This is a genomic window from Planktothrix sp. (assembly GCF_046067725.1).
Lineage (GTDB): Bacteria > Cyanobacteriota > Cyanobacteriia > Cyanobacteriales > Microcoleaceae > Planktothrix.
This window is the reverse complement of record NZ_JBJUDF010000273.1, coordinates 17,993-33,316: the sequence shown is the minus strand read 5'-3', so window position 1 is coordinate 33,316 and position 15,324 is coordinate 17,993. Positions and strand designations below refer to the sequence as shown.

The 15,324-nt window shown below is 38.1% G+C and carries 13 protein-coding genes; 1 reads left to right on the top strand and 12 read right to left on the bottom strand.

The genetic code is table 11. The features are described 5' to 3' along the window. A partial coding sequence (locus ACKPEB_RS17040; protein WP_408966158.1) for a Tn3 family transposase occupies positions 1-182 on the top strand: 182 nt, incomplete at its 5' end. 123 nt (positions 183-305) lie between these two features. Here ACKPEB_RS17040 and ACKPEB_RS17035 read toward each other — a convergent pair. The 12 genes from ACKPEB_RS17035 to ACKPEB_RS16980 form a co-directional block, all read right to left on the bottom strand. After that, on the bottom strand, positions 306-2,348 hold the full coding sequence (locus ACKPEB_RS17035) for an ABC transporter ATP-binding protein (protein WP_408966157.1): 2,043 nt from the start codon (positions 2,346-2,348) through the stop codon (positions 306-308). A gap of 34 nt (positions 2,349-2,382) precedes the next feature. Further along, the gene (locus tag ACKPEB_RS17030; protein WP_408966156.1) at positions 2,383-3,234 is read right to left on the bottom strand and encodes a phytanoyl-CoA dioxygenase family protein; all 852 of its coding nucleotides are present in this window, start codon (positions 3,232-3,234) and stop codon (positions 2,383-2,385) included. A 94-nt stretch (positions 3,235-3,328) separates the two neighbouring features. Further along, positions 3,329-4,645 (bottom strand): glycosyltransferase, encoded by a 1,317-nt coding sequence (locus ACKPEB_RS17025; RefSeq protein WP_408966155.1) that lies wholly within the window; start codon positions 4,643-4,645, stop codon positions 3,329-3,331. Between the two features lie 73 nt (positions 4,646-4,718). Continuing rightward, on the bottom strand, positions 4,719-6,221 hold the full coding sequence (locus tag ACKPEB_RS17020) for a carbamoyltransferase C-terminal domain-containing protein (protein WP_408966154.1): 1,503 nt from the start codon (positions 6,219-6,221) through the stop codon (positions 4,719-4,721). A gap of 266 nt (positions 6,222-6,487) precedes the next feature. Further along, positions 6,488-7,681 carry a glycosyltransferase family 61 protein gene (locus ACKPEB_RS17015; RefSeq protein ID WP_408966153.1) on the bottom strand — a complete coding sequence of 398 codons (1,194 nt, stop codon included), beginning with the start codon at positions 7,679-7,681 and terminating at the stop codon, positions 6,488-6,490. Positions 7,682-7,723: 42 nt separating this feature from the next. Continuing rightward, positions 7,724-9,454: an ABC transporter substrate-binding protein gene (locus ACKPEB_RS17010; protein ID WP_408966152.1), complete on the bottom strand. Its 1,731-nt coding sequence runs from the start codon at positions 9,452-9,454 to the stop codon at positions 7,724-7,726. 68 nt (positions 9,455-9,522) lie between these two features. Further along, positions 9,523-10,791 carry a sulfotransferase gene (locus tag ACKPEB_RS17005; protein ID WP_408966151.1) on the bottom strand — a complete coding sequence of 423 codons (1,269 nt, stop codon included), beginning with the start codon at positions 10,789-10,791 and terminating at the stop codon, positions 9,523-9,525. 38 nt (positions 10,792-10,829) lie between these two features. Next, on the bottom strand, positions 10,830-11,786 hold the full coding sequence (locus ACKPEB_RS17000; RefSeq protein WP_408966150.1) for a TauD/TfdA dioxygenase family protein: 957 nt from the start codon (positions 11,784-11,786) through the stop codon (positions 10,830-10,832). A 22-nt stretch (positions 11,787-11,808) separates the two neighbouring features. Beyond that, on the bottom strand, positions 11,809-12,441 hold the full coding sequence (locus tag ACKPEB_RS16995; protein ID WP_408966149.1) for a hypothetical protein: 633 nt from the start codon (positions 12,439-12,441) through the stop codon (positions 11,809-11,811). Next, a complete protein-coding gene (locus tag ACKPEB_RS16990) occupies positions 12,438-13,199 on the bottom strand; it encodes a TylF/MycF/NovP-related O-methyltransferase (RefSeq protein WP_408966148.1) in 762 nt (253 codons plus the stop codon). Before ACKPEB_RS16990 ends, ACKPEB_RS16995 begins: the two co-directional genes overlap by 4 nt. Positions 13,200-13,273: 74 nt before the next feature. Beyond that, the gene (locus ACKPEB_RS16985; RefSeq protein WP_408966147.1) at positions 13,274-13,648 is read right to left on the bottom strand and encodes a hypothetical protein; all 375 of its coding nucleotides are present in this window, start codon (positions 13,646-13,648) and stop codon (positions 13,274-13,276) included. Further along, positions 13,645-15,165, bottom strand: a complete 1,521-nt coding sequence (locus ACKPEB_RS16980; protein WP_408969160.1) for an NTP transferase domain-containing protein — start codon at positions 15,163-15,165, stop codon at positions 13,645-13,647. Before ACKPEB_RS16980 ends, ACKPEB_RS16985 begins: the two co-directional genes overlap by 4 nt. Positions 15,166-15,324 lie beyond the last annotated feature (159 nt).

The window sequence follows — 15,324 nt, the reverse complement described above, 5'->3', positions numbered from 1 at the left end:
GGGAGCAAGGGGAGACTGTTACACAGGAGGATTTGGCGAGGTTATCTCCTTTGGGATACGAGCATATTAATATGCTTGGGCGCTACCACTTCTATTTACCTGAGTCCTTGAAGAATGGGGGGATACGTCCTCTTCGCTTGGACACCTCAGAAGATTTTAGGGCTGAAGCCTTTTCGCTGTAGGGGTTTCAGCCTTAGCGTAAGTTTCTGTACGATTGCTACACAAACGCCTATACATAGAAAATTATTTAGGATTGCTATAGCTAATTTGGGGCTTGTTTGGGCTTGAACTTTGTTCAAGTCCCGTTAAGCCTGTTGAATATTCCAGAGGTAACGGTAATGTCCATCAATGGTTAGCAACTGTTCATGGTTTCCCTGCTCAACCAATCGACCCTGATCTAAAACAAAGATGTAATCTGCTTGGATTGCAGCTTTGAGTTGATGGGTAATCATAATAACTGTGTGCTTACCCGCCAAGGATGCGATCGTTTGATTAATCGCATCTGCCATTTCCGCCGAGAGACTACTGGTAGGTTCATCTAATAATAAGATGGGTGCGCTGCAAAGCAATGCTTGAGCGATCGCAATTCGCTGGCGCTGTCCCCCAGATAATCGTCCCCCTGCTTCGCCTACCATAGTCTGATAACCCTCTGGAAGACTCAAGATAAAATCATGGATTTCAGCAGCTTGAGCAGCAACAACAACTTCTTCTTCTGTAGCTTCGGGTTTGGCGATGCGAATATTATTCATAATGGTGGTGTGGAAAAGAAAGGTTTCTTGCAGTACAACCCCCATTTTTGATCTCAAAGATTTTTGTGTCAGATGACGTAAATCATGACCGTCGATCGTGATTCTTCCATCACTGGGATCGTAAAAACGCATCAATAAGTTAAATATTGTACTCTTACCCGCACCACTCGAACCAACAAATGCCACAAACTGACCCGCTTCTATAGACAAATCAATCTCATGCAATTGGTGCTGTACATTGTCATAACCAAATGATAAGTTATCAAAACAAATTTTTTTCTCAAACGATGTCAAAGCATGAGCATCAACAGCATCGATAATTTTAGTTGGATATGTAAGAACCTTATCGATTCGTTGCATCCCAATACTAGCTCCGAACCAGCGACCAATTCGTGTATTCACCAATTGACCCAAGAGATTATACATATTATGAGAAATGCTGAAGAAAGTTATCCAGGCTCCGAGTGTAATTTTGTCGGACAAAACGTAAATTCCCCCAATTCCCATAACCCAAACATCAAGCAAATATGCAGAGAATGTTACTGAATAAGTAAAGAGAAGAAAACTAAATACCGCTTCCGTTTTCTCGTCCTCAAGTTTTTTTAACTCGTTACTGAAATAACTTGTAAATAAAGCTTGTAAACCGTATCCTGCGATTATCGGTTGAGCACGAATACCTTCCTGCACCGCATCCGTCATCATTGCGTTTTGGTTAATCGCCCTCAGTCCTCGCTTAGTCATGTAATTGATCAAGTAAAGCGTTAGTGGCAGCATTACAACCATAGGTATGATGCTAATTGCTGCTAAAGAACCGCTAATGTGAATCATCATTCCCACGTTGACTAGGGTCACGATCGCCTCGCCAAAACTTCGGATCATTTCTTGACCTAAAACAGGCTCTATTTGGTAAATATCTACGGAGAAATGAGTTAATAAATCTCCAGGTCTAGCCTGTTTATAGAAACTTGGGGAAAGGGTTTGTAGTTTCACAAACAAATCATGTCGGATATCATTGGCAACACGACTAGAAAGCCGAGCAGACAAACGACTACCTAATAGATATGACCCAAAAGCGGCAGGTAGCAGGGTAGCCAATTGAATTGCTGAACTTACGAGAACAGACCCTCCTTGATCGATGGCGATACCTAGTTTCTGAGCAGCAATTATTTGATAAGCAGGCATTCCCATCATGCAGATAGCACTAATGATGGCAATAGCTACATAAGGAGACCAGTAAATCCAGACATATTTAAAGAACAAGCGAAAACGACTCGCAAGTTCTTTGATCCATGAATTCACATTAGCAGGGTTATTTTTTTCATCTTCTTGTGATAGTCCTAACCTTTGCCAAGGTGAGCGATCTTTTAGTTGAAGTGAGGTTTCTTGAAGCTTTTGAGATACAGGTACCCAATTGTCGATCGAGAAAAGTTGGAGCAGAGCTTTTATCCATTGAAGAGGCCGGAAAACTAATAGTTCGCTTGAAGGTTGTTTCCAAAAGTAGCGTAAAATGCCCCAGGAACAAACCACTGCAAAACTTACAACCACTAATGTAGTCGTATAAGGATTGATTAAATTAAATCCATAGGAATTGAATAGCATAGAGTTTGAAAACCAAAACTCAAACTTAGGTTTTCTAGGAGTTTTTTGGTGGATTTGTCAGAAGATTTAAGTGATAGGAATCTTCACCACGAACTACGATACAAGGAATTTGGTTTCCGCTAAAACCTTTGATTTCAACATCAGGTTTGGCAAAACGAGCAACAAGACCGAAGCGGGTTCGAGAATCGTTATTTCGACTAACACCATGCCAAATTCCACCTCTGGTAAAGCAGTATTGACCTGCTTTCATTTCGATGGCTTCAATTCTATGAGGTGCATTTTCTGGGTGCATTCGATCGGCTAACTTGATCATACTTTCAGCGTCGGTGAGATTGCATTCTCCTGCTTGTTCCAGAGCAACAAGGTCTGCATCATATTTGTGGGTTCCAGGGATAACCAGCAGACAACCCGTTTTCAGGGTCATTTCAGTTACGGCGACCGACACATGAACACCTTTGATCCAGCCATTAATTACATCAATATGCCAAATTTGACCTGTCTTTTCGACAATATGACCATCATGACCCGGCTCTCTCGAAATAGTCTCTGCCATCCAAAATAGGAGATTTGGCCCCAAGAAATCTGCCACATCATCTAAAATTGGCGGCTCTGTGGAGAGGTCATACACTAACTTAGATGTCGTATGAGCAATCCTGCGATCCATAACATTAGTTTGGATTTGAGAAGATGAGGTTTTTTGATCTGGATTTTGAGCTTCTCCAATCGCTTGACTCATGGCATCACGCAGAGCCACTAAACTAGCAGTATGACCCAGGGTAAATGGCCCAACAAAACCTTCTTTCTCAAAAAAAGCAACTTTTTGATCGGTTTGATTAAAGTTAGTTTGGCTAGTGCTAGATTTTCCAGAATATCCAGTAGTTTGCATGATTAAACTCCTCTTATTAACGTGACTCCACAATAACTTAGATGACTTAAATTTTATGCCTCTTTACAACTAAACCCGATCTAATTTACTAAACTTAACGGGCTAACACTGGTTTTCTCGTTGAGATAGCCTCCTCAATAATATCAACAGCTTTTTCCACACCTCCTGACCTTTTAATAGCTACTTGTAAATCTAAAGCTCTTTTCCGGTAAAAATCATTCACTAAAACTTTCTTCAGCGTCTCATGAAGATTTTTTACCGTAAGTTTATCCAAAGATATAAGTTCCCCACAACCAGCCCAAGCAACTCTAGCAGCCATACCATGTTGATCGCTGAATAATGGAATTGCGACCATAGGTAATCCATTGTATAAACTTTCTAAAACCGTATTAATTCCTCCATGAGTAATGGTCATAGTTGCTTTTTGGAGTAATTCTAATTGAGGAGCATTATTGACAAGTAAGGTATTTTTAGGAAGTTCCCCAGGACAATCACAATTATTTATTCCTCCCCGTGAGATTACTAACTGAACATCCAAATCTTTGCAGGCGGAAGCTATCACTTCTATGACCCACTGAAGACCACCTAACATACTTCCTAAAGAAGCATAAATTAACGGCTGATTTGTTAACTTATTATAGGGGAAAAAGATAGGACTTCGGCTTCCTGAATAATGATAGGGCCCAGTAAAATGAAAATATCTTGGCAAGCGTTGCCGGGGAAATTCCAGTTCAGCAATTTGTTGGCTGATCTGAGCTAATGGAGAATAATCATCATCAAAACTTGAAAGTAAAGGCAAATTCCACTTTCGACGATAATAATTAATCACCTTCAAGACAGAAGCTTCTTTTTTTTTCAGGTATACATAACCAATTTGATTCCGCAGAATTCCCCACGATGAAGAATCGTAAGACCAAGTTGTATCAAAAGGAGGAACAGTAGCTTCAGAATGAGATATTACTGAGCTAAATATGCTGACAAAAGGAATGTCAAGATACTGAGCAACTGTTGCCCCTGCGGAAGCTTTTGAATCAATTAACAGTGCTTCTATACCTGCTGACTTAATCGCTGCTGGAGCATGAGTTAAATACTTTTCTTGATAAACTACGCTCTGTCCCGGTATCCAACCAATCTTAATTCGTAGAGAATCAATTTCCCTTTGTTTAGAAAGTAGAGTTAAGAGGTCAAATTTTGGGGTTACATTTGATAATTCAGGAGTATCAGGTTGCCAAACTGCTTGAAATTCCAAACCTTCAGCCAAAGTTTTCGCTTGGGTTTGAAACCCGGTTTTAGTGATGGGAACTCCTACTAATGTAACCCGATGACCACGCCTTTTTAACTCCTGACCTAAAGGAATTATTGTGTTGAGATGCCCAGCGGCTGATGGACAGATAAGACCAAAATGAGTCATGGGATTTGTTTTGATTGTTGATAATAATTACAGGCTTTATTCTTACCTAATTCATTCCCTTGCTGACTCCAATCTATCGGACTATATAAAATTTATTGTTCACCACAAAACCATCTAGCTTTTGTTGTTGGACATAGTAAACAAGATCGCTCATCTCGTTAATAAAACCCGTTCCCAGAAAATTCAAGGAAGTGTTGCACAGAACTCCAAATCCACTTAAGCCTTTGAATGCTATTAATAATTCATGTAGCTGGGGATTTTGTGAACTATTTACGGTTTGAACCCTTGCAGTATTATCCACATGAGTTACTGCCTTTAGCTGGTCTGTTTTGAGCTTCTGGAAATAAAGCATATAGGGACTAGGATCTGACCAATCAAAAAGTTCTGATACGTCTTCCTCTAAACAAACCGGAGCAATGGGGCGATACCCTTCTCGTTTCTTAATCTGATTTAATCTAGCCTGCATTTCCTCTTGGAAGGGAGAAGCTAGGAGCGATCGATTCCCCAAAGCTCTCGGCCCAATTTCATACTTCCCTTGCACCCAGGCTATAACATGATCTTCATAAATGAATTTGGCAACCTGGTCATAATTTAAGTCGTAAACCTCAAACATCTCATCACAATTGATGTCTTCTATAAACTCTGTTCCCGCATAAACATCCCAGCTAATCTTGGCGTTACCAGAATAATAAAACTGGGCATCTATCGCTGTTCCAATAGCAGAACCACTGTCATTTGTACAGGGAGGAACAAAAACTTCTGGAAATAAACCACAATTTTTCCAGTGTGTATTCCAATCGCAATTTAATCCACACCCACCACTAATAAGTAGGGGTAGATTTTCCGTCAAATTATCTTTAGCAAACTTATAGAAAACATCAAAAATTTGATCGGATATTTTTCCAGCTAGATTTTTAAATTGAGGGTGTTCTACGCCAATATTTAAGAAGGAAGACCAGGCGAGATCTTGGTTAGTGAGTTTCCAAATTTCACCAGGATGATTCATGATGAAGTTGATCAACTTCATTTCTTCATCATTGGTTGTTGAACGATCGGAAAAAGCGGCTAAAGCCATCATTTTTCCAGCAGCAGATAGATAACTCCCTCCTTGCCCAGTTCCTCCATTAGAAGACCGATCTGCTACGCAATATGGAAAACTATATCTAGAACCTGGCCCTTCCAAAACTTGACCTAGGAAAGTGATATTAACATTTTCATCAATTTTGTAAAAGTTGCCCAGTACACCCTCCCAAACGAGGGCATAACAAGGTCTTCCTTGCTCAAATGGAGACATCCCATAAGAACACATCAAATGGGAACGTTCATGGGAAGAGGAGAATCGTTTGATATCCTTGCCTAGAAAAGTTGAGTTTTCAGACAGAATGTTGTCTAAACCATCATAACCGCTATCACTTACGGTGGATATATTATCTAACGGCCCTACTCCCTTGTACCAACCACTGACTGCTACGACTTCAGGCAGTTCATTGAGGTAAGACATCGCCTCTACAAAAAGATTGACAGTAACAGCAGAATATCTTCTGAAGGAATTTTTCTCTCCTTCCAAGGAAAACATCAGTTGTCCTTCATTGAGATAAGCAATGGTTCCATCATGACCGGGTTTAAAGGATAGAATCTTCATGATCTTTGAATTAATTTGTAATTTGTTTAGCTGGTGTTTTGTAAAACTAGCAATGACTTAAAATGAACGATCTTGCACTTTTTTTGCCACCCTATGAAGGACTATAAATGTAAATTACCCCTGTTTTTGCTCCTTCAGCTTGATTGTTGTAATAGTATACACCTTTCATCAAGCAAATCAACCAAATTTTGTGAATATCTCTAAATTTTACTATTGATGTCATGTAATACTAGAGATAAGACTTTCTCTAACTTTAAAGGATCGACCCATGTTTGCCAATCACTGCTGACATTTTCTCCAAAAATATGCCAATGTTTGTGTCTCATAAAGCTAGAAATAATTCGAGATGAATGATGCCAGTATTCTTTGTTATAAATTTCAATAATGCTGGTTCCTGAATGGCAAAAACTTTGATTGTATATCCCTGCTCCATGAGGCCCAAGAACAATCTCCGCCTCGGAAAAAATCTTGATTTGTTCAGTTAAACTCATATTTTCACAGTGTATAACCTCAAAGTTGTATTTTGTTAAAATCTGTAATATTTCCGCTTCATTAACTATCTTTCTCGAAGATTGAGAGCGAGAAACATAAATTCGTTTTGAGGCTAAATGGACATTTTCTTCATCTATCAATGAGGAGAGCAATTTATTTCGGATCGCTAGAAAGTGCATTTTTTTGGGTCTACCTGCTTTTTCTGCTGGCCGACACAGGATGAGATTTTCAACAGTGATGCTTTCTTCTTGGATTTGTATTGTTTGATCTTCTTGAATACCCAATAGTTTGAGAGAGTCAACAATATAAGGCGGTGAGTTATCAGGAATAATAAACTTTAAATCCTTCTTAACACTGCTATCTAAAGAGTCTATCAGAGCAAGTTTTGGCAGACAATCCATCAGCCAATGAGCAAAGTTTAGGGTATGGCTCCAATAAGATAAGAGCGATATATATGTTCCTGAAAGGATTTCACTATCGTTAAATTTGTCTTTTATTTGTCCGGCTTTTAAATTAATATTTATTTTTTGACCCTCAATAGATTGGCGAAGGATTTCCAGGTCAGACGTAATCACTAATCCAGTTTTGTTTACAACTAAAGCACGAGGGATAGAACATCTAAAGCTTTCACCAATTTCATAATTTGTGACGCAGTGTAGATGATAAAAATTGTCTTCTCTACCAAATTTAGACCTTTCTTGAGGAGAGTATTGTAGAAGCTTTCCCCAGTCCTGAATCACATAGAGTAAGTCTTCTTCAATTGTGTTTGAAGGGTAATGAATTTGAATTTCTGAGGGACAAATAACCTCGAAATTCCATCCCTGCTTTTGGGCTAATTCGGCGAGATTATTGTTAATAGGAAGTTCTGATGTTTCTTCAGAATGAGATAGGGAAAATTTCATAATTTTTTTTACCTTTATATACTGTGAATGTTAGTTTGTTGATTAGGACGATCGCTCTATTTTTAATTCATATACATTCCATAGCCTCCAACTCAATCCAGAGAAACGTATATTTTTAATATCATTGCGGATCGCAGAAAAAGAAAGGGGATTGACCAAGTGAATAAAAGGGAGATATTCCTGTGCTAAAATTTGAGCTTGCGCGTAGATTTTCCGGCGTTTGTCCTCATTCAACTCTTGACTCCCTTGAATATAAAGATCGCTAATTTTCTGTTCCCAATTCTGAACGATTCGTCCCTTTAAGGGAGCACCATAAAAAGTGTTTTGATTGAAGGTATGAAGAATACCATTAACTGACCAAATATTGCGAGTGCTATCAGGCTCGATATTGCCCCCAATAAAGTATAGGATATGTGCATCCCAATCCAGAGTTTTTGAGAGCTTAGTCATTAAAGTATTGAAAGCCAGTAGTTGGAAATCAACGGTGATTCCGATATTTGCCAGATCTCTGATGATTTGAACAGCTATCTGGGTTCTAATGCTATTATCGTTGCTAGTAATCAAATTGAAGCGAACAAGATTACCATCAGCATCTTCTAATTTACCCTGGCTATTGTATTTGAAGCCTGCTTGCAAAAGTAGTTTTTTGGCTTGATTAGGATCATAATTGTAAACAGGCAATCCTTCTTTTGGCGAGATATAATACGGACTTTGCTTGTAGATGGGGGAGTCGTGGGGCGTACCCAATCCTTGAAAGATATTGTTAATCATAGTAGTTCGATCAATAGATAATGCGATCGCTTGGCGAAATTCCAGAGTATTAAACCAGCGAGACTTGATCGGATCTACGACGGGTTTCCCCTTGCGGGTAGACTGATTCAAATTAAATGTAATAAAATGCGTAACTGCTGCTGGCCCTCCATTATAAACGGTAAAATTTCCTCGTTTTTCTTCCCGCTTCATTAAAGCAAAAAAGTCAGGCGTAATATTTACCATATCTAATCCACCTGCTCGAAATTGCATCAAAGCGTTATCGGTTGAACCTACAATTGGAATTACAATCTGTTCAATATAAGGTTGAGTTTTACCCTGAGAATCTTTGCGCCAATAGTAGGGATTTCGCTCTAAAATGATGCGTTCCCCAGGTTGAAAACTTAAAAGCCGATAGGGCCCATTGGTGATAATTTTTTCTAACGGGGTATCCGTTCCCCAAATTGATAAAAATTGTGGTTTTTTGTTTCCCTTAGTAATATTTACAGTATCTTTCAAAGCGTGTTTTGGTAAAAGATTAACGTCTCCGACATAGCGGAGGAAGGGAGCAAAGGGTTCTGGAGTAATGAATTCTACCTGATAGTCGTTAATTTTTCGTACTTTTGGGAATTGACCTTTCTGACCAATCCGCAAAATATCTCGTACATTGTTAGGAATATTTTTATTAAAGTATATTTCGTTGAAACTAAAGACCACATCATCTGCTGTCAGTGGTTTTCCATCTGACCATTTTACATCGGGTCGTAGAGTAAAAATAATGTGTTGTCGATCATCGGAAATCTGCCAAGATTCTGCTATTCCTGGTTCTAGTTCTCCCGTTTCACCATTCTGGGTAATCATTCCTTCATAGATCAACCCTAGTACCGCGTGAGGGTCAAGGCTAGTTACAGGGTTAAAGGTTTCTGGATCGTTCCGTTCACTACTGACAAGACGCGGAATCTGAGCCTCGGAGGTGCTGAACAAAGTAGAGTTGCAGCCTTGAATGGCAATCATGATTACCATTATCCCAAGCAGTAATTTTCGCCATATTTTTTCCACTTGACTTAGATACATTCGAGTTATGTGAATATTTAGATGATTGCCAATAACTCAGCGATCGCTTGATGAGTTGGATTGAGTTGTAGTGCTTGTTGCAGAGCAATTTTTGAGGATTGTAGCTGATTTTTTGCTCCTAATTGAATTGCTTTTTGGTAATAAGGAATTGCTCGATCAAGTTTACCTATCCGTAACAATGCTTCACCGATTAAACAGTGAGTTTCAGGCACAAACGGAGCCATTTGTAAGGCTATTTGCAGATATTTTAGTGCTGGGTCAACCTGATTTTCTTGTAACAATACTCTCCCCAAACTTAAGTAAGAATCAAAAAGTTGTGTCGTCAATCCAATCACTCCCTGAACCGGTTGTAATGATGGGTCTAAAAACAGACTTGCTGAATCAAAGAAGTCTTGCAACGCAGGCGGTAATATTACCTGAGTTTGGGGTTTTTGCTTTTCAAGTATCTCCTTTAGTTGGGTGTAGGAATAACCTAGATCTGCAAGCAAATCTTTTCCTAGAAATTCTAGGTAATTATTAGCAGATTGCCAGATAATCGGGTTTTGTAAATTTTCTTGCCAGCGATCGCTATTTTGATTCATCGGTTTGTTTTCCTGATCAATCAGAGAGCGATCGCCAAATTGCCATTTTTCTGAGTTATAATCCCCATAACTAATAATTTCTGCATCAAAAGAAACATTGAGAAAATTGCAAACTCTTTCGATTTCTATTTCAGGATTAACCAGCAAATTTTCATATTGCAAAACTAAACTTTTGTTTTGTAAGTCAGTTAACCCTTGGGCAATCAGGTTTGGTGCTCTCAGCAAATCGCCTTGATAGTATTGAATTTTCCACCAATGATCCTGAATAAAAGTGTTAAAAATAGAACAAAAAATCGCTAAGGGATTTCTAAGCAACAGAATATACTTAGCTTCGGGAAAAGTTCTGTATAATTCAGGGAGAATGTAATAGTATCTTGGAGTTTTATCTAAGAAATATCTCTTACCCGAAGTTTGCAGCAACCCCTGATATAAAGACAAATTCATTTGTCGGACTGCTTGAAAATAAGCATCTTCACCTTCTGGGTGCAAATTCAAGAAGTTATTCAGTGCTCTGTGACTATTCTGAATACTATATTCAGCTTGGTATCCATCCCTACGCATTGCATAAAGGGGATGTAACATAATCCAAGGTTCAGATACAGTATAAATTTCTCGATGAGTTCCCAAAATTCGCTGAGTCAAGGTAGAACCAGCACGGGGTTGAGAAATTAGGAATATTAAGTTACTTTGGGAAAAAGCAGTCATTGAAAAAACCTGAAAGTTTTTCTAGTTATTAACTGAATCTATTTCTGGTTCAACTTATTATAGGTAGATGAATCTCCCTTAATTGCTTTACTGGTTGTACCATTGATGCCAATCGCTAAATCACCGACAAGAGTTACTCGCTGAACACGACGCGGTTGACTACCAAAATCATTGATTCCATAATGTTGCGTAACTCGATTATCCCAGAACGCAATATCGCCTTCTTGCCAACGCCAGCGCACCGTATTTTCAGGACGAGTAATATAAGGCTGCAATAATTGCAAAATCTCCCCAGATTCCTTCATAGACAAATCTTTAAACTGACGTACAAAAGCGCCAAGCAGTAAACCTCGTTCACCAGATTCTGGATGGATGCAAACAACTGGATGTAGGGTTTGATATTCAGTTGAAATGAACACTTTTTCAAATTCTTGTCGGTTCTCAGATTTACTCACCGTTGCAACTGGATAATCAGTGTAGGTATTGCTATGAACAGCCCAAAGCTGATCGGCTAAAATACGCAATGGTGTCGGTAAATCTTGATAAGCTGTTACAGTGTTAGCCCACATTGTATCTCCCCCAACTGGAGGAATTTCAACGGCTCGTAAAATTGAAGCATAAGGAGGGCGATCAATAAATGTTACATCACTATGCCACTGATTAGTACGATTTTCGATACGTCCGTAATCAAAATCAAAAATTTCTGAATAGCCTGGGAGAGAAGGGATAATTGGGTGTGCATTAGTGAGATTTCCAAATCGTTGAGCGAAAGCAATTTGCTCCCTCGCATCAAGGTGTTGTTGGCGAAAGAAAATTACTTTATGCTTGATTAATGCTTGGCGAACTTCCTGAACGGTTTCATCGCTGAGAGTCTGCTTTAGAGAAAGTCCGACAATTTCCGCCCCAATCCGTCCAGTCAGGGGAAAAATATCAAAGTTTTGATATCCTTCTGTTTCTAGCTGTGTAGTTGTTTTAGTTTGAGTTGTTTTGTTCATTAATAATGCCTCCTATTTGATGTTAATCCTGACGCCAATAAAGTTCTTCACAATATTGGATGTATTCGTTTCTCTGAATGTTACCAAATGAAAACCAGGCAATATAACCGCGTAGTTCTTCACAGGGCAAACTTTTAATATCTTTAATGTACAAAACTTCTTGGGATTCCCAATTCAAAATATTAGTTGCCAGCAAACCATAAAATGCTTCTTCCCAGGAATTAGCAGTTACATTAGATTTATGGTGTGTAAGCTTTGTATTCATGGATGAACTACCAGGACTAGCTCTTGCTAAAGCATGAATAATATCCATTGTTTGAGTTTGATATAAATCATCTGCTTTCACCCCATTGGGATTAGTTTTATTGCGTAAACACCACTCCTTAATAATTAAAATGGAAAGTCGATCAGACAACATACCAATTGAATTAAGTCCCACCCCTAAATTAGTCTCCACTTTACACCCATCACACGGGGGACGATTTAGATTTTTATAGTTAGCAATTGTGCTGGCTTTTAAATTAGCCAATTTAGCTGAAAAATCCGGTATAAACTCCTCTAAAAGAATGATATCCGATGGTAATCTAACAGCATCTAAAAGCTGATAGCTTTCAGTTGTTAGTCTTTGGAAATACTCTACTAGCTGTTGTTTCATGTATAAGCTTTTAGGGTAGGGGACTTGATGACATAAGCTGTTGGACAAGGATAATGTAAAGCTTGAATTTGAATGTTTTTTTCTTCAAAAAATCGATCGGCTCCCTGTGCTTCTGACCATTGATGGTAAGCATATTCATCAAAGACTACAATTCCACCAATAGAGACTCGATCCCAAAATGCACTTAAGGCGTTATAAGTCGGATTTTGTAAATCTAAATCCAGATATAAGCAAGATATCTTGAAGCCCGGTCTTTTCGCTACAAACTCTTGAGCAACTTGGGAAATATCTCCTTTAATCAGATCGTAGCTACTTTGATCAAATCCAGCATTAGCAATGAGATCGTGAACAAATCTTTCTGCTCCTTCTTCATGCTGATAACCTCTCACCTCAAATAAACCTTTCATAGAAGCTTTATCTTGTCCTGATAAAGAATTTAATAAAGCTTCCGTGTCAAAATAGTCAAATCCGATCACCTTTTTTAAAGCATTAGGCGATAGAATTTTTTTCAGCTTTAACCATGTTAACATCCCACTTCCTCGATAAACTCCAGCCTCCACAATGTCACCGGGTACATTAATAATTTTCTCAAAAATCAAGGTTCTTGCAACTAGCTTTGCCAGAATCTTAGTATCTTCACTAAAAATAAATTTTTCAAACGCATCATAAATTTTACTTTGCTTTTTTGTCCTTGTTTCTAAAGTAATTGAGCTATCGAAGTTTGATTGCTGTTCAATCTGATTTTGAGTATTATTCATAAAATATACCTAAATTTTAGGACAAGAAACTGTAAAAAATTGCGCTGAATACTTAAACTGAATTTTTGTTAATTTTAGAGGTCTGGATTCTTGATCGCTCTTACACAACCTAACCCCACATCTCTCTCCAAATTTACAGCATAGCTGGTCATAAGACCTGAAGGTTTTCTGTCATTAATACAAATTCGTTCTCCTGTAGGTAAACCAAAAATTGCTACATTATGGCGCAGTCCTTGACTATTTAAAAAGGACAGCGTAGCTTCACACATCTCCTCTGTCCGGGCACTGAGTAAGATAATAAAATCTTCCTCAGAAATTTGTTGCCAAAATTCTTTTACTCCAGGTAGTAATAGCTCGCCACTCTCTTTATAACCGTTATGTTTAAGAATAACACCATCAATATCAATTAACCAAGTTTTAGGCAAGCAACTTAATACTAATTCTGTCATTTTACTGCATCCTCTAACCAAAACAATCCGTTGTAAAAACTAGCTATAATTGAATCATAGTCATCTTTAACATATCCAGATAGCGATAGCCAAATAAGAGCGTGTAATAGTCGAATCACAGAAATTTTAGTAGAAAAAGTTTCTCTAAACATCGATTCTAAATCTTGCCATCCGTTACTTTCTATATTAAGATCAATACATTGATCAGTAATTTTAAGTTGAAACTGGCGACGATTAAATGAATCATAATTTCCCACCACTGAATAATATAGTTTTGCCCAGTCATACATGGGATCGCCATAGAGCAAACTTGAACCAAAGTAACCTCTGGGATCGATTAGCCAAACTTTGTTTTGCTCATCTACCAGCATATTAGAAAAGGTCGGATCTCCATGAATGAGCATAAATTCATTCACTTGAATTTCTCGAACTAATTGAGAAATCAAGCTTTCATAGTGGGGATGAAAAGGATTACGACATAAACAACCATTAACCTGTATTGTTGGTTGATCAAAATAAGGAATGAGTTGGGCAATACTAGAGATCCGACTATAAGTTTTCTCAAGATAGACATCTATTAAAATTTTCTGATCGCTAGGCTTTTGATCGCAACCGTGAAGCAAATTTAAAGTTTGGAAAATATTGGTTAAAACTTTGACTTTATCCTGAAAGTTAAGCTTTAAATTGAAAGGATGTACCCCTTTAATTCGAGAGAGGGTCATCGGGTTATCAGAAATCAAATCAGGTACACAATTAAACCCAAATGAGTGTACAGCACGATACCAGTTAAGTTCTTTTTCAATTAAGGGTTCAAATTCCTTTAATCGGGCTTTTTTAATGACGCGATCGCCGATAACTTCAACTGAGTTAAAAAAACGACTAACCAAACTGTTTTGTTGATATTTGGCAATATTATCTAAAGTTCCTAACTCATGAGTATTATCGAGAAAAATTTCGCTAAATTGTATCGGGTTTTGAGCCAGCCAACGGACACATTCCCCTGATTCTGGAATCTCTTTTAACACGACTTTATTGTTAAAAACAAAGAAGCCTGCAACTCCCCGCTCTGTAGAAGCTTCTTCTAATAAATTTCCAGAATTATCATAAGACCAGCGACATTTAAAAGAACGACTGAGCCCAATCCAGTTTTTTCCATCAATCTCACAATTAGGAACCTCTTCAAATAGTAAGTCACACCAGACTAATAAAAATGGAGTATCATCGGGAATGTAAGTTAAAGCTCGATCAATTCCTGATAGTGTTCCTTTGGTTTTTGCTCTAATTAACTGAAAGGGAACTTTAGGTGGAAAAACTTGTATATATTTCTCTATTAGTTCATAGAAATGATCTCCTATAATCAGAAAGTTTGCTAATGGAAAAACATCAAATAAATGATAGATCAGGGGTTGACCTGCAACGGAAAGTAAACACTTAGGTTTATTCCAAGTGTAGTGTTTCAATCGAGTTCCTTGTCCACCTGCCTGAGTAATCACCCAGGAGATTTTTCCGAGTTCCACACTGTATCCTTAATTATTTTCCTCTATAGCATAAAATTAAGTGTTCCCCTTGTCTATGCAATTTTAATATAACTTATAAATCTATAATTTTGATTAAGGGTAATTGGCCAGATATTAAGTGATAAGTGCAAAATAAATTACCGAGTTGAGAAAGGGAAC